Source organism: Marinobacter algicola DG893 (assembly GCF_000170835.1).
Lineage (GTDB): Bacteria > Pseudomonadota > Gammaproteobacteria > Pseudomonadales > Oleiphilaceae > Marinobacter > Marinobacter algicola.
Window position 1 is genome coordinate 25552 of record NZ_ABCP01000021.1, and the last position, 18762, is coordinate 44313.

General features: G+C 59.1%; 16 protein-coding genes. 5 read left to right on the forward strand and 11 right to left on the reverse strand.

The annotated features are described in order from the left end of the window. Positions 1-15: 15 nt before the first annotated feature. The 3 genes from MDG893_RS13200 to MDG893_RS13210 all read right to left on the reverse strand — a co-directional run bounded on the left by MDG893_RS13200 (position 16) and on the right by MDG893_RS13210 (position 2459). The gene (locus MDG893_RS13200) at positions 16-492 is read right to left on the reverse strand and encodes an acyl-CoA thioesterase (RefSeq protein ID WP_007154290.1); all 477 of its coding nucleotides are present in this window, start codon (positions 490-492) and stop codon (positions 16-18) included. After that, positions 485-1576 (reverse strand): SMP-30/gluconolactonase/LRE family protein, encoded by a 1092-nt coding sequence (locus MDG893_RS13205; RefSeq protein WP_007154291.1) that lies wholly within the window; start codon positions 1574-1576, stop codon positions 485-487. Before MDG893_RS13205 ends, MDG893_RS13200 begins: the two co-directional genes overlap by 8 nt. Before the next feature lie 91 nt (positions 1577-1667). Beyond that, a complete protein-coding gene (locus MDG893_RS13210; RefSeq protein WP_007154292.1) occupies positions 1668-2459 on the reverse strand; it encodes an alpha/beta fold hydrolase in 792 nt (263 codons plus the stop codon). Positions 2460-2892: 433 nt separating this feature from the next. Between MDG893_RS13210 and MDG893_RS13215 the strand changes: the two genes are divergently transcribed. From MDG893_RS13215 to MDG893_RS13225, 3 genes are all read left to right on the forward strand, one after another. Then, positions 2893-3957: an AraC family transcriptional regulator gene (locus tag MDG893_RS13215; protein WP_007154294.1), complete on the forward strand. Its 1065-nt coding sequence runs from the start codon at positions 2893-2895 to the stop codon at positions 3955-3957. Further along, positions 3954-5390, forward strand: a complete 1437-nt coding sequence (gene cls / locus MDG893_RS13220) for a cardiolipin synthase (protein ID WP_007154295.1) — start codon at positions 3954-3956, stop codon at positions 5388-5390. Before MDG893_RS13215 ends, cls begins: the two co-directional genes overlap by 4 nt. Positions 5391-5498: 108 nt before the next feature. Continuing rightward, the gene (locus MDG893_RS13225; RefSeq protein ID WP_007154296.1) at positions 5499-6173 is read left to right on the forward strand and encodes a GntR family transcriptional regulator; all 675 of its coding nucleotides are present in this window, start codon (positions 5499-5501) and stop codon (positions 6171-6173) included. Between the two features lie 12 nt (positions 6174-6185). On the opposite strand, the gene MDG893_RS13230 is transcribed toward MDG893_RS13225, so the two are convergent. Together MDG893_RS13230 and MDG893_RS13235 are read right to left on the reverse strand one after the other, a co-directional pair. Continuing rightward, positions 6186-8390 carry a patatin-like phospholipase family protein gene (locus MDG893_RS13230; protein ID WP_007154297.1) on the reverse strand — a complete coding sequence of 735 codons (2205 nt, stop codon included), beginning with the start codon at positions 8388-8390 and terminating at the stop codon, positions 6186-6188. Between the two features lie 12 nt (positions 8391-8402). After that, the gene (locus tag MDG893_RS13235) at positions 8403-9011 is read right to left on the reverse strand and encodes a hypothetical protein (RefSeq protein ID WP_040474601.1); all 609 of its coding nucleotides are present in this window, start codon (positions 9009-9011) and stop codon (positions 8403-8405) included. 219 nt (positions 9012-9230) lie between these two features. Here MDG893_RS13235 and MDG893_RS13240 point away from each other — a divergent pair, with 219 nt between their 5' ends. After that, a complete protein-coding gene (locus MDG893_RS13240; RefSeq protein ID WP_007154299.1) occupies positions 9231-9593 on the forward strand; it encodes a hypothetical protein in 363 nt (120 codons plus the stop codon). 10 nt (positions 9594-9603) lie between these two features. Here MDG893_RS13240 and MDG893_RS13245 read toward each other — a convergent pair whose 3' ends face one another. Continuing rightward, entirely contained in the window at positions 9604-12411 is a 2808-nt protein-coding gene (locus tag MDG893_RS13245) for a transporter substrate-binding domain-containing protein (RefSeq protein ID WP_007154300.1), read from the reverse strand. 162 nt (positions 12412-12573) lie between these two features. Between MDG893_RS13245 and MDG893_RS13250 the strand changes: the two genes are divergently transcribed. After that, positions 12574-12807 carry a DUF2789 domain-containing protein gene (locus MDG893_RS13250; protein WP_040474602.1) on the forward strand — a complete coding sequence of 78 codons (234 nt, stop codon included), beginning with the start codon at positions 12574-12576 and terminating at the stop codon, positions 12805-12807. Between the two features lies 1 nt (position 12808). On the opposite strand, the gene MDG893_RS13255 is transcribed toward MDG893_RS13250, so the two are convergent. Genes MDG893_RS13255 through lysA form a run of 5 tightly spaced genes read right to left on the reverse strand, consistent with a single transcriptional unit; the run spans position 12809 to position 18482 of the window. After that, on the reverse strand, positions 12809-14485 hold the full coding sequence (locus tag MDG893_RS13255; RefSeq protein ID WP_007154302.1) for a GGDEF domain-containing protein: 1677 nt from the start codon (positions 14483-14485) through the stop codon (positions 12809-12811). 47 nt (positions 14486-14532) lie between these two features. Continuing rightward, positions 14533-15486 carry a tyrosine recombinase XerC gene (xerC, locus tag MDG893_RS13260; RefSeq protein WP_007154303.1) on the reverse strand — a complete coding sequence of 318 codons (954 nt, stop codon included), beginning with the start codon at positions 15484-15486 and terminating at the stop codon, positions 14533-14535. A gap of 2 nt (positions 15487-15488) precedes the next feature. After that, positions 15489-16235 (reverse strand): DUF484 family protein, encoded by a 747-nt coding sequence (locus MDG893_RS13265; RefSeq protein ID WP_007154304.1) that lies wholly within the window; start codon positions 16233-16235, stop codon positions 15489-15491. Between the two features lie 16 nt (positions 16236-16251). Next, on the reverse strand, positions 16252-17217 hold the full coding sequence (gene dapF / locus MDG893_RS13270) for a diaminopimelate epimerase (RefSeq protein WP_050776505.1): 966 nt from the start codon (positions 17215-17217) through the stop codon (positions 16252-16254). 14 nt (positions 17218-17231) lie between these two features. Then, positions 17232-18482 (reverse strand): diaminopimelate decarboxylase, encoded by a 1251-nt coding sequence (gene lysA / locus MDG893_RS13275; protein WP_007154306.1) that lies wholly within the window; start codon positions 18480-18482, stop codon positions 17232-17234. Positions 18483-18762 lie beyond the last annotated feature (280 nt).

Below are 18762 nucleotides of genomic sequence, written 5' to 3' on the forward strand. Positions count from 1 at the left end.
CAGACTAGCAGAAATTCACCCGGTGGTATCAAAGCCACGGCCACCGGGCACCATCGCGCCACCGAGGATGTCGGCGTATTCGGCGGGCATCCGTGAGGGTCTCTGGCTCTTCATGCTGACACAGGCGTGGGTGGATACCGCCCGCACCAGGGTCTTGCCATCGGATTCGCGCACCAGTTGGAATTGCCTCGCCGAGCGAAAGCGTCCATCAAACCCGGTTAGCCATGTGCCCAACACCAGCCGGTCGCCGGCATTGGCGGACGCCAGGTAATCGATTTCGGTACGGGTAATGGCCATGGCTTTTCCGGTTTGTTCATGCAGCTCCCAGGTCATGCCCAGACTATCAATGTGCTGCCAGCTGATATCCTCAAGCCAGCGCACGTACACCACATTGTTGGCGTGCCCGAGCCTGTCGGTGTCCGCGTCCCGGACATCGATGGTCATCGTGAATGGTTCGGGAAGATCCCAGTTCACCGGATCAAACTCACTCATTGTTACTGTCTCCCAGCCCCGGAATAGCCGACAAGGCTAGCCGGCCGATGCGATCGTTGTGAAGTGAACCAAAGTAGAGGTGACCGTCATGGGGATTGACCGACGTAATCTCCTGCAGATGGGTCCCCTTGGTGTCGTGGAGGCTGGTAATCACGCCGCCATTCTCATCCATGGCCACGACAAGCCCATATTCCTGGGGCTTCGGCTTGAAGTAGTCCGGCAACTTGGCCAGCAGGTCTTTCAGCCATGGCTGCCGATGGAGGGCATCCACCTGGGCATTCCGGAGCGTGGGAAACGCAACCCAATAGCGGCCCTCGTGGTCGACCGCCAGGTTGTCTGGGAACCCAGGCAGGTTATCGGCGAACACTTCCGCTTGCCCGGGATAGCGACCACCGATCCAGTATTTGAGAATTCGATACTTCCAGGTTTCATTCACCAACAAGTACTCGCCGTCGGGCGACACCGCCACACCGTTGGCGAAATGCAGGTTGTTGAGCAACACCTCGGTTTTACCTGTGGCAGGATCGTAACGCAGCAGGCGACCGTGGGGGCGCATCTCAAGCAGATCCAACCGATACTCTGGTTGACGGAATTGTGAACTGGCGTCCGTGAAGTAAATGCGGCCGTCTGGAGCAATATCCACATCGTCGGTGAAACGGAAAGGCAAGCCTTCCGCCTCGCGGGTCAGCACGGTGACGGTCTTGTCCGGCGCAATCGAGAGAAGCCCTTTCCAGGCATCCGCCACGATGAGATTGCCGTGACGATCAAACACCATGCCCAGGGGCCGGCCTCCGGTTTCCAGCCACTTCTCCATCTGGCCATCCGGGCTGACCCGGACAATCCAGCCATCCTGCGTGCCGGTGTAGAGAATACCGTCGTCATCCACCGTGGTGTCTTCCGGGCCGTACACCTCTCCCCGGGCCAGCAGATCTGCCAGTCTCAGGCGTTCGTTGGGCGCCAGATTACCGGTCAACGGCTGCGGCGAAGGGGCGTTCCAGGACTGACTATTGATGGGAGATGGCGACAACAGGAAGCCACCCAACACCAGAAAACCAATCAGCAATGCGCCCAGAAGCCACTTCATAGAAGATGCCTGTTCCTGTCAGATACGATTCCGTAACCTTATCAGACACCCGCCAGCGGCTAAACTGGCAGATACCCGCCGCCATCCGGTGCTAATCCGTCAGGAAACGACGACACAATGCCGCAAAGCTATCGGGCTTCTCTGCGTGCAGCCAGTGCCCGGTACCGTTGATGATTCGTAAGTCCGCTGCCGGAAAGCGCTGACGGATGTCGTCGCGATGTTTCTCCTGGATATAGGCCGAATCGGCCCCCTTGATAAACAATACCGGACCTTCAAACGGCCCGTCCCCCTCCGGTGCCTGCGCAAGGCGGGGGTAACATTGCTCGATCACCGGCAGGTTCAGCCGCCAGCGGTATGCTCCAGGATGCTGGCTTTGTTCGTCCTCCCCCACCCGCACCAGGTTCTTCAGCAGGAACTGCCTGACACCGAGCTCCTCTACATAGTCCGCCAGCACCCTGTCGGCATCCTGTCGCGTGCGGATCGAGCCCAAATCCACTGAGGTCAACCCCTCCAGCACCGCATCATGACGGGGTTTATAGGTCACCGGTGCGATATCCGCCACGATAATCCGCTCAACCCGCCCCGGAGCCTTCAGCGCCACCTGCATCGCGGTCTTGCCACCCATGGAGTGGCCCAGGATAGACGCCTTTTCCAGTCCCTGGGCGTCCATGTAAGCCAACACATCGTTGGCCATCGCCGGGTAATCCATAGTATCGGTATGGGGCGAAGCGCCGTGATTGCGCTGATCCAGGGCATGAATCTGCCACTGGTCCTGCAGGCGACGGGTTATGCCCCCAAGGTTTTCCAGCGAGCCAAACAGGCCATGGAGAAGGATCAATGGCGGACCGTCGCCGGTAATGCGGTGATTGAGCTCAACACTCATGGTCAGGACCTCCTGGAGTCGCCGGATAGATTCGTGTGAAAACAGGCTGCTATCGTTAAGCCGACTACATTACCATCGAATGTTATTGGCACAAGGGCAAGCCGCAGGCTTGCCTGACAACCGGCCAGATAGTTCAGACAAAAAAAAGCCGGGGTTTCCCCCGGCTCAGGTCATAAACGTTCGCAGAAACAGATCAGCAGTAGTACATGCTGTTCAGGTACTCAGCCAGAGCAGCAATGTTGGAACGCTCCAGCTCGTTATGGGGCACAAAGATTTCCAGTTCCATGAAAACACCTCCAAACTTGATGTGCGGATGAGAATCCTCAATAACTTAATGCTATCGTTATCAGGACAACAAACCGTTGACAGGCTGTCCCACAGGTTTGACATTTTGTATCAGCACCAATGAATTCCTGTTAACCATCAAACATAGGTGACCGTGAACCCACCCCAGGCACAAGCCACCACATCGCCGCTGGTTGCAGCCTCAAGCACGCTGGCCCTGGTCCACTATCTGGATGCTCAGGGCGTGCTGAACCTCCCCGCTGTTGAGCGCATAGCCGGGTTCAACAGGAGCGAACTGTCAGACCCGGACCTGCGCATTCCGGCCGAGCGCCATTACCGCCTGTGGGAGCATGCTGAAAAGGTCACCGGAGACCCTGCTGTTGGCCTCCATGCCGGTCAGATCGTCGATCCCGACCGGATGGGCCTGGTCGGCCATGTGTTCTTCAACTGCGACACTCTCGGCGAAGCCGTTACCCAGTATGTTCGCCTGCACCGGTTGATCAACGAATCGGTGATCCTGAGTTTTGAACAAACCGGCGAGCAGGCCATCCTGACCTGGCAAGCGGATACACCGGGGCATTACTGTCGCCAGGATATGGACCGTACGCTCGCGGCGGCTTTATGCCGCACCCGGCATTTCATCCATCCCTCCATCGTTGCCGAGTGGGCTGAGATCGCCCACCCGAAGCCAGACTATGCCGGCGAATACCAGCGATTACTGGGTGGCCCGGCGTTTTTTGGCTGTGGCGCAACTCGCCTGGCCTTCAGTAGCCGCCATCTGAGCCATCCGATCCCCCATCGCAACCCCTACGTTTATTCCGCCGTGCTGAAACAGGTCAACGCAGTGCTGGCCCGCCTGCAAAGTAGGCGCACCTTCGGCCGCAAGATCCGGCGACTGATTTCACGCCAGATGTCCACCGACCGCATTGACGCCGACACCCTGGCGAAACAGTGCCACATGAGCCGGCAAACCCTGTATCGACGGCTGAAAAAGGAAGGGCTTGGATTTCACGAGCTGGTGGAGGAAGTCCGCAAGGACAAAGCCATGCGCTACGTGGCGTCGGACCATTACGCACTGGGCGAAATCGCGTTCCTGCTGGGCTTTTCCGAACTCAGCGCCTTCAGCCGCGCGTTCAAACGCTGGACCGGGATGGCACCGGTCCAGTACCGCGCCCGGCACCTGGATATCGACAATGGAGACGCATCGGAATGAGCATCGCAGATGTGCCGTGGCTGCCCCTCGCACTGGCCCTGATTTACCTGGCTGCGGCTGCCTGTATCTATCGGATACTGATGACCTACCGCGTGGCACAAGGGGCGATCGCCTGGATTCTGGCGCTGATCGGCCTGCCCTACATCGCCGTTCCCATGTTCCTGTTGTTCGGACGCAACCGGTTCGGCGGCTACCTCAGAGCCAAGCGCACTGGCGACGCCGCGCTGACGGAACTGCTCAACCATTTCGAACAGCAGACGACAGCGATCAGCAGACGCGCCGATGAACATTTTCCGGACGAACTTCAGGTACTCTGCAAACTGGGCCGGCAGCCGTTTACCACCGGGAACAGATGCGACCTCCTCAAAAATGGTGAAGCCACCTTTGAGGCGCTGTTCGATGCCATGGAAAACGCCCGACACTACATTCTCCTGGAGTTCTATATTGTCCGTTCCGACAAGGTCGGCCAACGCATCAAGTCGATCCTCAAGCGCAAGCTGGCCCAGGGCGTTCAGGTCTGGTTCCTCTATGACGACATTGGCAGTGTCTGGCTACCGCGGAAGTATCTCAGGGAACTGGCCGCCGCCGGAGCAAAGGTTGCCTCCTTCGGGGACGGCAATTTTCGTCGCATGCGCCTACAGGTCAACTTCCGCAATCATCGAAAACTGCTGGTCTGTGATGGTGACGTGGGATTTGTCGGAGGCATCAACCTCGGTGACGAGTACCTGGGCACCGCCATGGGCGAGGAGCCCTGGCGTGACAGCCACTGCCGTATCACCGGCCCAGCGGTGACCGGGCTGCAACTGGCCTGGCTCGAAGACTGGAACTGGGCCAGTGAGGACTTCCCGACGCTCAACTGGACGCCTTCCCAACCGACGCCTGGTGATCAGGAAGTCCTGATTCTGCCAACCGGACCGGCGGATACCTACGAAACCTGCACGCTGTTTTTCCTCAACTGTATCAACAATGCCCGCACGCGAATCTGGATTGCCTCGCCCTATTTCGTGCCCGACGTCCAGATCATGAACGCCTTGCAACTGGCATCCCTGCGGGGTGTGGACGTGCGAATCATTATCCCCGAGAAATCCGACAGCCGCCTGATCCGGCTGGCTGCTTACTCATACCTGGTACAGGCATGCCGTGCCGGCATTGGCATCTATCGCTACCAGCCGGGTTTTATGCATCAGAAAGTCGTATTGGTGGATGACCGTTACGCGGCCATCGGCACCGCCAACCTCGACAACCGTTCGATGCGACTGAACTTCGAGATTACCGCCATCAGTACCGCCGTTGAGTTTGTGAACGGCATTGAGAGTCTGCTGGAACAGGATCTCACCACCAGTCGACTGATGACCGAACGGGACTATCGGGATCGCTCAGTGGCCTTCCGGTTGACATGCCGCACCATACGGCTGCTCGGCCCGCTGCTCTGAAACCGCCCGCCAGGGCATGGTCAGTTTTGGTGTGCCCATTTTCCATACGCAAAGAATGTGAGAGTATTCCAGAACCATTGAGCCAGCATGCTGTAACGAAGCAGGACCATGACCACATTCAAGCCCCGCGAAACCCTGACCGAACAGGTCGCCCGTCATATCGAAAACCTCATTGCTTTCGGCCAGCTTCGCTCCGGCGAACGAATCTATGAAAGCGCTATGGCCAAGCAAATGGACGTGAGCCACGGGTCGATTCGCGAAGGCTTGCTGCTGCTGGAAAAACGCCACCTGGTACAGAACGTGCCACGCAAGGGCGCATTTGTTACCCCGCTGGACGAGTATTTTGTACGTAGCCTATACGAAGTGCTGCAACTGTACCTGACTCATACCGGTCGCAAGCTGGTGCGGCAGTGGCAGGCAGCCGACATGGACAAGCTCGAATCCCTGTACCAGCGCATGAAAGGCTGCCACGACAATAACGATCTTCTGGCTTTTCTGGAATTGGGCATAGAGTACACCCAGGCATCGCTGGCCTATGCCGACAACTACTTCATCATTTCCGCCATTGAGGATCTGTGGCCATCGGCGAAACGTTGCGCCTTTGTGGCGTTCCAGCGCGGTGGCAACCGAGTGCTGGAAGACAACCTCGCCCATGTGCGGGAATCGATCAGTGCGATCAAGGCCCGGGATGAGGAACGCCTTGCCGCCATTCTCGCCGGATACGCAGAGCAGCAATGTCAGCAGGTACTTGACGCTATCGACAGCGCATCGGCTACGGCTTGAGCAACCGGCTGTTCACTCAAACAGGCGGGTAAACGAAAAGCCGACGTTGAGATAGGCACTCCAGTCATCCCGGTTGTTGTAGGCCGTGGCGATCTGTACCGGACCCAGAAAGGTTTCAACACCCGCAAACAGACTTCCGGAACGCAACAGATTGTTCCACCGTGCATCCCCCAGCGAGGACCAGGCGTTACCGGTCTCGAACCCGGCTCCGGCAAACCAGGGCACAAACGGCCCGCCAAATTCCTGCCGAACGAAGACCCCCGCCAGGGCCGCATCCTCTCCAGCAACTTCGCCCTGGCTGTATGCCGATAACCGGTGGAAGCCACCCAGCAGCACTGAGTTCTCGATACCGGCAACACCCTTGGTGACGGCGTTTGCATACAACAGGCCGGTAATACTGGCCCTTCTCCAGCTTGCGGTGCCCAGAGCCATGACGGTTACCGAGTCAAAATGACGGTCGGACCCAAGGCCCGGGCGCTCGAATCGGCCGCGAATGCCAGCGAACCCGCCGGATTCCGGCAGGAAGGTATCGTCGAGGGAGTCGTGAACAAGCTGGAGCCGGAGACTGCCACTCTGGATGGAACCAGAGGGCGCCATCGGTTCGCCGATCTGCTCGTCGACGGTGGCGTAGCCCCGCACATATTCAAGACGCACCTCGCCGTTCACTCCCAGTTCGGTACCCAGCGCCAGATCGACCTGCCGATTGGTGATATCCACTTCGGTAATGCGCTCACCTTCTCCATCAAACGCGCTCAGGCTTTCACGGGAATAGGCACCGCCCAGCGTAAGAAATCTTTCGAAACCGTAGTCCAGTGGCTGGAACCATTCGGTTCGAACCCGGGGTTGGGTGCCCAGCTGGAGCCCCGTCGTCCACTCACCACCCAGGGCATTCAGGCCTGTCATCCGCAACGACGTGGCGACATTGAACCGAGTATCGTTCTCGAAGTTGTCTTCGTAGTTCAGGCCAAAGGACAGGTAGTTCGGCCCCCAGCTTTTCTCGCGGACCCGGATAACCAGATCCGTACCGGGGCCGTCGGTCGGCACCAGCGAATAGGAAACGGTTTCATAGTAGCCAAGACCGTAGATACGCTTGAGATCCTCCTCCAGCGTATCTACGTCCAGAGGCTCACCGGTCTGCTGACGTATGCGCTCACGAAGGAAATCCCCCGCCAGGCGTGAACGGTCATCAATGCGAATGTCGGTGATAACGCCCGGGCTGGACGAATGCGACTCCAGTCGACTGCGAAATCGGCCCCACTCATCATCACTGACGCTCAGGTGACGAAGTTCACCGGCGTGCTCACGAGCACTGCTGGCGCCCAATTCAAACAGCGCCGGGGCTTCATAGAAATCCGCTGAGGACAGCCCCTTCAGGTCCGGCCTCATCAGGACGTCCTGATCATCCAGCAACTTGAGCTGCCGCTCGGTATTCTGCCGCGTCATCATGGTGGTCAATTGACCGACCACAGAAAACGCCTCGCGTATATCCTCCCGCTCCAAAAGCGGATCGGTGATATCCACGGCAATGACAATGTCGGCTCCGAGCTCATGGGCCACACTGACCGGCAGGTTGTTGGCCACGCCTCCATCCACCAGCAAACGTCCATTCAGTGTGACGGGGGCATAAACGCCGGGAACGCTCATGCTTGCGCGGATCGCCTCCGACAGATTGCCACTGCCGATCACCACTTCCTCGCCCGTTTCCAGGTCCGTGGCGACGGCCCTGAACGGAATGGCCAGTTCGTCAAAATCCTCAACGAGGGCAGCATCCCGGGTAAGTTCATTGAGGATAAACCCCAGGTTTTGGCCCGCGATGATACCGCCGCCCAAATGCAGGCCATCCAGGCGCACGCCGATGCCCGGGGAGACCGGGTAGCGCCAATCCTGACGTTTGCGCCTGACGGGCTTGTAGGCACGGCCCGGGTCATCCCGAAAGCTCGACACCCAGTCCATCTCGATAAAGCGCTCTTCGATCTCCTGAACCTCCATACCGGAGGCGTAGAGTGCCCCAACAGCGGAGCCAGCACTGGTGCCCACCACAATGTCCACTGGCACCTGTAATTCTTCCAGCACTCGCAGCACGCCCACATGGGCCATGCCCTTGGCCCCTCCGCCGCTTAGCACCAGGCCCACTTTCGGCCGCCCACCATCGGCCATGGCGGGCATAACTGCGAGCACGGCAAGCAGGAGGCCGATCAATCTGCCGGGTAACATCATCCCGTTCGCCTATCAGGCATCGTCTGCGGGATCCTCGTCCGCCAGGGACAGGTGGGAGACATCAGGCACAACCGGTGGTGGAACCTCACGCTTCACGCCCAGTTCACTGCCCGGAGGCGCCAGTGTCCAGTCGTCCAAATGCTGGAACATGGGGGCAGGAGCCTCCCGATGTTCCTCCAGCGTGACGCCAACGGGGTCAAGGGTCAGCCCGGACCCGGAAAGAATGCTGTCGACCTTATCGCCCGCCACCGGCAAACGGTCGCCCGGCTCTACGGCAACGGCGCTCCCTGATCTGGTATCGTTGCGCGCCGGCTCTGTCGGAGGCGTTGCAGGTGCTGGTTTTGGCTCTGACGGTGTTTTAGCGGCGGGTGCCGTACGCGCGGCAGGGGCAACCGCGCCCTCCATGGGCTCGACATAAGCCACCATGCCGTGCTTTTGTAACACCGAGCGGTATTTTTCCGCCTGGACCTCCTCCAGTTTGTTGCGGATAACGACTGGCTGACCGCTGAACATACGCTCAATCTGGTCCACCGTTGCCTTGAACAAGGTTCTGGCATTACTGCGGGCGGTTGCCGGGTCGGTCCCCGGTGTGCATTCACCTTTGAAGACGAGTTGGAACATCATCCTGCCTCTATGCGCTTCTGTTGTTATCCATAGTAGTTGATCCTGATAGGCTCCGGAAATCCATACCCAGCCGACGGATTCTCTGAACATTGCAAACAATTGAAAAATTCGTGCAAAAAATACGCAAACCTACTCGCACTCTGCAATAATCACCAGTAACTAAACGTTACATATGTTTACATTGATCGACGAACCGATTCCAAAGGAGTGGCTCTCATGGCCATCAAACACATCACCGGCGCTCTCACCCTGTTACTGGCACTGGCTTCGCAACCGGTCATGGCTGGCAACCTGGACGTCTTGCTAAGTGGAATCTTCCCCGATAAACAAGCCACTTACATTGGCTATGAAAGCATTGAGCGTGAAGACATTCCCGCCACATCCGCCGTCGAACGTAAATACCTGATCGTCGATTTCCGGTTCGAATCCGAGCCCCCCCAGGAACAACTTCAGGCCAATGTGCACCGGGTCTGCATGGCTCTGCTGAAAGATCGCGAGCTGATTCGTTCGCTGTCCGACTCGGGCTACGACATGGTCGCCGTCGCCTTTGACCGCAAGTCGCAGTTCGACTGCCTCTGACACTTTCCAGTCACTGATCCCGTCCCAGAAGACGCGGAAAAGATTCGAGAGCGCTGTTCACGGAATCCAGATTAAACGCCTCCACATCCGCCAACAGCTTCTCTCCATAGCGGGTAACCGAAGGCGAGCGGAACCGCTTGCCCCATTCCAGCACACGGTTGGCAAAATCCTTCATCTGTTCCGGATCGCCGCTTTCTCTCACAGTCTCCCACTCGTCGCCAAAATCCCGTGCAAGTTGCTCTTGCAACCATCCACGTTCCTGCATGCTGAGTGTCTGTGCCAACAGGCGTTCCGACTCCTCGGGCGTACCATCTTCTTCCGCCTGGGCACCCGTTGCCTCAACCCGAGGAAGCTTGACCGTAAAGGTGGAGCCTGCTCCAGGCTCACTCTCAACCTGTAGTTCACCGCCCATCATTCGTACCAGCTTGCGGCTGATCGCCAGGCCCAGCCCCGTGCCCCCATAACGCCGCGTGTTCTGTCCTTCCTGCTGTTCAAAGGCGTCGAAGATCTGCTCCTGCTGGTCGGGAGGAATGCCGATGCCGGTATCGGACACTGTCACAACCAAGCGGTAAAAGCAGCGACGATCAACCTCGCTGGCCGTCTCCTCGACTGGCTGCTTCTCCGATGACTTCCGCGGTGTAGCCGTGGCACGGACCGTCACACCACCCTCATGGGTAAACTTGATGGCATTACCAACGAGATTGAAAAGCACCTGCCGCAGCCGCGTTTCATCCAGCATCATCGCCGCCGGCATCTTGGAATCCACGCTGACTTCCAGCGAGATACCCTGCTCTGTGGCACGCAGGTCGAATATGTGGCGTACATCACTGAGCAGCCGCCGTACCGATACCGCCGAATACTCCAGCCGCATCTTTCCCGCTTCGATGCGCGACAAATCCAGGATGTCGTTAATAAGCATCAACAGGCTGCGGCTGCCCGCGCGAATGGCATCCAGGTAATTACGTTGCTGGGGATCCTTGACCGTATTGCTCAGCAGATCGCTGTAGCCAATCACAGCGTTCATCGGAGTACGAATCTCATGGGACATATTGGCGAGGAATTCGCTTTTCGTCAGGCTGGCCGCCTCGGCTTCCCGCGCCAGGCGTTCCGCCTCCAGTTTGGCCGCCCGAAGCTCGTCTTCGCTGCGTCGCAGTGCGTTTTCAGATCGGATTCGCTCATCCACCTCCCGCGACAGCTTACGGTTCCAGTACAGGAAAATCAGCACCACCACGATGGCGATAAGCACAATACGACGCACCACGGTGTAGTCCGTTTCCTGCTCGATATCCAGGTGGATCCAGCGATTGTAGATCGACTCGGTCTCGGTCGCGTCCAGACTGCCCAGCGCTTTATTGAGGATCCGCTGCAGTTCGGGCCGTTCCTTACTGACGGCAAACCTTAACTCATACTGGTAAGGCGTAATGCTTGTTATCCGAAGGTTGGATAGCCCCAGGCGGGCAACGGTATAGCTGACGGCCGGAATATGCGTCACCATGACGTCGAGATCACCGTTGGACAGGGCCAGCAGCCCCTCCTCGATGGACGTCACCGGATACAGATCGAGGTTGGGGTGGTTGATCAATAGATAATCATGCCCCGCCTGGCGGTTCACCACACCCACCTTTTCGTCTCTCAACTCCCTCAATTCGCCGATAAATCGACCATCATCACGAATGGCAAGGGCAATGGGAACGGTCAAGTAAGCGCGGCTGAACAGAAAAGATTCCTCGACCCTGGGGGTTCGGGACATCGCGGGCAGTATATCCACCTCACCCGAGCGCAGAGCGTTTTCTTCGTCGGCACTGTTGTCCATCACCTGACGGCTGAAGCGAATATTCAGTTGCTCTTCCAGGCGTTTGACCAAATCCGGCACGAGCCCGGCAGACTGACCATTCTGGGTATATTCGAACGGTGGCCAATCCGGCCGAAAGGCCACGCGAAGATTGGGGTTTCGATTGAGAAATGCCCTCTCGTCAACCGACAGGGAAATGGCGGAGGGGTCCAGTTCCGGCAACTCAGTCTGCAACCACGACTGGCGGATCGACCGGTGCTCACCGTGGTCAATAGCCAGAACCGCCTGGTTCAGCACACGATACAGCTGGTCGCTCTTTTGGTTATTCTCCTGATCACTCTGCGCGGCCATTTCCAGCACCACGTCGACCGATTGCTGGTTCAGCAATGTGGCCACCCCAACGCCATTGACCATGGCGGACTGCAGGTAGTCCGACACCACCGGAACCGGGCCCAGAAACGCGTCCGCCTGTCCCGACAGCACCCTTCCAACGGCTTCGCTGATACTGGAAACCGGTACAGGTGAAAAGCTATTGACGGGATCAAGCAATGCAAACTGGTTAGGATCGTTGGTGATCAGGGCGATGTTTGCGTCCTCAAGGTCCGAGAGCGTGCGAATGCCCGCATCATCGGCACCAACGAATATGCCATAGGTCAAACTCATCAATGGCGAGGAAAGCACCACATTGGAAGGGGGAGAACGGTGGGCCAGACGGGTACTCAACCGGGCATCCAGGGTCCCATCCTGCAACCATGCGCCGAGTTGTTCGTCCGGGGCCGACACCGCCTCAATAGGCACGCCAAGCTTCTCTGACAGCCGGTTGAGGTAGTCAATGAAAATACCTGCCAGCTCTCCCTCACCCGTATCGAACACCAGCGGCACCTGACCACTTCGCACCCCAACGCGGAAGGATTCCCTCTCTGCCAGCCAGGTCAGATCCTCGCTACCCAACACTGGCGCCGGAGAGGGTTGCGGCGGCTCTGCAGCGGGCACGCCCGGCACCAGCAGAATGGTCAGCAACAACACAACATGAAAAACGGACCTCACTGGATATCCTCACCGGTTCGGCTACAGTTCAGGGAACCATACCCGTAAATTCTTCCGATTGCATTCAGCGGGTTACCCGATCTACTCTGATCGTGCCCACAGCGTTTTAAAGCACCGGCAACCTTGGGGAGAACCATGACCATGGATACCAGCAAACACGATTTCAGCGCGCTTTTTGAACAACTCGGCATGCCGTCCGACAGCGTCAGCATTGAGGATTTTATCGCCCGGCACTCGCCACTGCCCTCGGAAATCGCGCTGCAGGACGCCCCTTTCTGGTCGGAAAGCCAGTCACATTTTCTTGAAGAGGGCCTCGAAGACGACTCTGACTGGGCAGAAGTTATCGATGAACTCGATGCCCTGATGAGGCACTGAGTCAGACATCGCGCCCTGCGATAAGCACCTGGTCACGGCCGGAGTCCTTGGCGAGGTACAGAGCCTTGTCGGCCCGGTCGAACACATCATCCTCGTCGTCGTCCCCATCGAATTCCGCCAGCCCTGCTGAAAAGGTCACCGACACCGGTTCTCCCCGGAAATGGAATGGCAGCTCCGCAATATGCCCGCGCATGCTGTCCAATACCGACCGGGCATTATCCACATTGGTTTCCGGCAACAGAATCACGAACTCTTCCCCGCCGAAACGGGCGATGAAGTCAGTTGCCCTGAGACGTTCACGGAGGGCTCGCGCAACCAGTTGCAACACGCGATCACCCGCCTTGTGCCCATAGGAATCGTTCACACGCTTAAAAAAATCGATATCAAGCACGCAGACCGACAATGAATGACGATAACGCTGCCAGCGCTGGTACTCGAATGACAGTCGCTCTTGCCAGGCTTCCCGATTGGGCAATTGAGTCAGGACGTCGGTGAGGGCTTTCTCGCGTTCCTCCCTGAGTTTTTCCCGAACCTGTTCCGACTGGGCCTCCATCGTCACCAGTTTCTCCTGCATGAGCTCCAGTTGCAGCGACAGGTTGCGCTCGCGCTCGGACTCCTGCTCCCGAAACCGCTCGACGGCACCACTGATCGACTCCATGTGCTGGCTCACCGAGTCTTTCAGCTCGTCGAAGTCGACACTTTTTTCCACTTGCTGGCCGAACGACCGTAGCTCCTGGCGAATATCACGATCCAATTCCTGCGAGGCGTCCAGTCGCCCAGCCTGAGCAGTCGCCTGCTCTGAGAAGCATTGGCGCAGCGCTTCCAGACGTTCATCGAGGCGCCTCAGGAAGGCCTCGAATTCCCTTTGCCCCCGGGTAACCGCGGCGATCACCAGTTCCGCCACGCTGGCCAGCCCCTCCCGCAGTTCATCCCAGCTGTCGCTGCTCAACAGAGATTCCTGCAGTCGTCGGGCTCTCGCCTCCGATGCTGCCTCCAATGTTACCTGATCCAGCATATGGCCCAGCAGCTCACCAACTCGACGCGCTATCTTCAGGCGTTCGCTGTCTTCCGCGCCAGGCACTGCCAGCTCAACGGCGGAAGAAACCAGCGGGTCCTCGGCGGCTTCCGCCAATGTCGGCTGCTCAGACGACGCCGGATTTCCCCGGCCACTAAACAGCCGGCCAAACCGACTTCGCTTGCGATTTCGTCCATCACCACTGCCCAGCCCATTTTCCAGCACCAAAGCCAGATCGACCAACCAGCCGGTCGCATCGAGCTGAAGGGTTTCCGGTTTCCGGAGTCGTTTCTCAAGGTCGCGAATACGGTCCTTGCCGGATTTGAACATAGGATGGGAACGCAGTTCCGATAGCAACTGCTCGAATGTCGTTCTCAGCCGGTCCGTGGATTCGGCCTTGCGGTCGTCCAACGCGGCCACCTGGCGGTCGATTCTCTCCTGCAAATCCCGCCAGCTGTCTGCGTTGAGAGGGGGTTTTCGGAGCTCGTCGCGAACCCGTTCCAGCAAACGGTCCAGCTCCGCAGTCTGCCCTTCCGAGGCCAGACTGGTGCGCACCAGCATACGCTGGAGCAGATTCCTTTCAGCTTCCCAATGCGATTCACGCTGATCTGATGATTCAAGTGCCTGGAGGTACTTGTCCTTCCAGGATGGATCCGATGACATTTAGCGCTCCTGGCCCTTTACTGGACGCCTATTCCGTGACTGATGCCTCAACGGTGCTCCGTTTCCTCCCCGTTACGACGACGGCGAGCCCTGGGATGGCTCTGATCGTAGACCTTTGCCAGATGCTGGAAGTCCAGATGAGTATAGACCTGGGTCGTCGCTATGTCCGCATGGCCAAGCAACTCCTGCACCGCTCGCAGGTCGCCACTGGACTCCAGCATATGGCTGGCGAAGGAATGCCGAAGCAGGTGGGGATGCAGCCTTTGATCCGCCCCTTTCGACATTCCCCACCGGCTGAGGCGGGACTGGATACTGCGGGTACTGAGCCGATCGCCTCGTCGGCTCACGTACAAGGCGTTCTCTCCGTCTGGCGCCATCGCTCCGCGCACTTCAAGCCACTGCGCCAGAGCCTCCAGGGCCCTTCGCCCGACCGGCAGGAGGCGCTCCTTACGCCCCTTACCCAGCACTCGCACCTCCCCGCCTCGGACGTCCACGGATTGAAGATCCAGCCCCGCCAGTTCCGACAATCGCAGCCCGGAGGAATACATCAGCTCGAACATGCTCAGGTCGCGAATCTCCAGGGGATCATCGGGCGCTGCGTCCAGCAGGTGGTTGAGCTGGTCCACATCCGCCACCCTCGGCAGGCGCTTACCGGACTTGGGAGCCCGGATGTCCAGCGCAGGGTTGTCCACCGCCAGGTGTTCCCGTAACAGGTATTCGTAAAACCGGCGGATGGCAGACAGGTGACGGGCAATACTTCTACCGCCCAAGCCTTCACGGCTGAGCTGGGCAACGTATCGTCGCAAGTCGTGGCTGGTGACCGACCGCCAGGCCGGCGACGGTTGATGCTCAACCCACACAGCGAATCGCTTCAGGTCATCGCGATAACTGTCGCAGGTGCGCGGTGAGTGTCGCTTCTCCGACGCCAGATAACGCAGGAACGCGGCCACAGGCTCTGCCAGTGTGGCAGATGGGCCCGCTTCCTCGTTGACCAGCGACATGGTCAGCGGGACTCCGCGACCACATCGGTGACAGGCACCGTGGCGGCATGCCTCTGCAGGATGGGCGGCAACAGGCGGCTCAGGGTGTCGCTGATGTAGGTCAGGAACAGTGAGCCCATACTCTGGTCAAAGTATCCGGGTTCGCAGCTGCCCACGGCAAACACCCCGACCAGCTCGTTGTTACGCAGCGGGACCAGTGCCACTGAGGCAATGGGCTCCTCCCGGTCCGGGAACAGAAAGCTGCGCTCGCTCTCACGGAACTGGCCACAAACCGCGCGATCCCCTTCCAGCAAGCCGCCCAAGCGCGCTTTCGCCGCGTCCGGCGACACCACGTGCAGGGCGCCTTGCGCCGCTGCCGGCAACTCGCTGTCGGTGAAGAGAATCACCGAGGCCGCGTCCAGACCGAAATCACCACGGATACTGTCATCAATCGCGGCGGCCATATCATTCAGGTTACGGGCCTCGATAACCTGCATCAGCAGGCGTTTGCTCTTCTCGAAAAGGCGGTCGTTGTGGCGGGCAATGGACACCAGCTCCACCAGTTCGCGGCGCAAGGTGTCGCGCTGTTCGCGGAACAGGTGCACCTGGCGCTCCACCAACGAGATCGCCCGGCCGCTGTCGTGGGGCAAGGTCAGGCTGCGCAGGAGCTCGTCCTGATCAATAAAGAAATCGGGGTTATTCCGCAGATAATCTGCGACGGCTTCCCGGGTGAGCCCTTCGGCCTTCTTGTGGGCCGTTTGTTCTGTCATGCTGCTCTCCTGATGGTCAGGGCCTTGATGTGGCCGGCTGGCGATGGCGATTGTTCTGTCGGTTGGTACCGGATTTTGCATCGCTGTGCCGCGTGCTCTTACGTCGTCTCGGGGGCTGGTCTGCCGGCAGGCGAAGCTGACCCTCGAAAACACTGGCCGTCGGGCCTTCCATCATAACAGGGGCCCCCTCACCCTGCCATTCGATGACCAGGCGCCCACCTTTCAGCTCGACGTCCACCCGGTTATCCAGCAACCCTCGCAAGCAGCCGGCAACCACCGCCGCACAGGCGCCACTGCCGCAGGCCATGGTTTCACCGGAACCACGCTCGAACACCCTCAGGCGGACGTGAGTCCGGTCAACAATCTGCAGGAACCCGATGTTGGCCCGCGCCGGGAACCGCGGATGATTCTCAAGCCTGGGGCCATACTCGCCTACCGGGGCGGTATCCACGTCATCCACCAGTAGCACGCCATGGGGGTTGCCCATGGAAACGGCACTGAGTTCCACGGTATCACCGCCGAGTTCCACTGTGTACACGTCCTTGCGGCGGTCAGCGGCGAACGGAATGGCCGGAGGGTTGAGCTCCGGCACCCCCATATCGACGGTAACCATGCCTGCACGCCCGACTCTCAGTTCGATAACGCCCTTGGCGGTCTGAACCCGGATCACCTTCTTGTTGGTCAGGCGCTGGTCGCGGACAAAACGGGCAAAACAGCGGGCCCCGTTGCCACATTGTTCGACTTCTGAGCCATCGCTGTTGAATATCCGGTAGCGAAAGTCCACGTCGGGCAGCCCCGGAGGTTCAACCACCAGCAACTGATCAAAGCCAATACCGAAATTCCGGTCGGCCAGTTCGCGGATCATCTCCGGGCGCAGGCGAAAGGGCTGGCTGATGGCGTCCACCACCATGAAGTCGTTCCCCAGACCGTGCATCTTGGTGAAGTTAAGCATGGGGCCCTGACTGCGCCGGGACTGACTCATATCCGCTTCCCCACTCATTCCGGCAAACAGCTTTCTGGGCCAAGCTGTTCTTCCAGGGTTTCCCGCCGACGCACCACATGCACCTGCTCGCCATCCACCATCAGCTCCGGTGGGCGGTTACGTGTGTTGTAGTTGGAACTCATGACAAAACCATAGGCCCCAGCTGAGCGAACCGCCAGCAAATCGCCGGCCTGGAGTCTCAGTTTGCGATCCTTGCCGAGGAAATCACCCGTCTCACACACCGGCCCAACCAGATCCCAATGTTTCTCGTCGCCGTCGTTGCGGGGTGTTACCGGGATAATGGATTGCCACGCGCTGTACAGTGCGGGACGAATCAGGTCGTTCATCGCCGCATCTGTGATGGCGAAATTGCGATGCTCGGTGCACTTGAGGAATTCCACGCGCGTCAGCAGGATGCCGGCGTTGGCGGCAATGGACCGCCCCGGTTCCATGATCAGTTCCAGCGACCGGTCGCCCAGGCGCTCCGCCAGCGCGGTCACGTAATCCGACGGTTGCGGCGGCTGCTCCTGATCGTAGGTGACCCCCAGTCCACCACCCATATCCAGATGCCGGATATTGATGTTCTTCTTTGCCAGGGTGTCGATCAGTTCCAACACACGGTCCAGTGCATCGAGGAAAGGTGACACCGAGGTGAGCTGCGAGCCGATGTGGCAATCCACACCCTGTATGTCCAGGTTTGCCATGGCGGCGGCGCGCTCATAAACGGCCGGCGCTTCCGCAATGTCGATACCGAACTTGTTCTCTTTCAGCCCGGTGGAGATATAGGGATGGGTACCGGCGTCCACGTCCGGGTTCACGCGCAGGGAAACCGGCGCCCTGACACCGAGCTCACCCGCCACTTCATTCAGGCGATCCAGTTCGGTGTCGGATTCCACATTGAAACAGCGAACACCGGCCTCGAGGGCGCGGCGCATTTCCCAGCGCTGCTTGCCCACCCCGGAAAAGACGGTTTTCGCAGGGTCCCCGCCGGCACGAATCACCCGTTCCAGTTCTCCGGCAGACACGATATCAAAGCCGGCGCCGAGCCTTGCCAACACGTTCAGTACAGCGATATTGCTGTTGGCCTTGACGGCGTAGCACACCAGGTGTGGCCGACCGGCAAGGGCATCATCATAGGCGCGGTAATGACGTTCGAGGGTGGCGCGGGAATAGACATAGGCAGGCGTACCAAAACGCCGGGCAATGTCCTCAACCGCCACGTTCTCAGCGAACAATTCACCGCTGCGGTAATTGAAGTGATCCATGGATTTCCTGAGCCTGTTATCGGGGCAGTCTGCCGAACCTAGTGGTCTTCAGCCGGTTCGCCGCTGTCGTGTTCGCCAGGTTTCTGGCTGGGTGTGGCCTGCTCGGTTGTAACATCGTCACTGGCCGGTGCCGGACGATACAACGGCCCCTTCTGGCCACACCCAACCCCAGAACGCGACCATCACCAGCAGGAACATGAATGTCTGTCCTGGCTTCATGGGTAGCTGCCCCCGTTGTCTGTATGCTCGCAGTATACCTGAGTGAGGCCGTGCCCGGCGA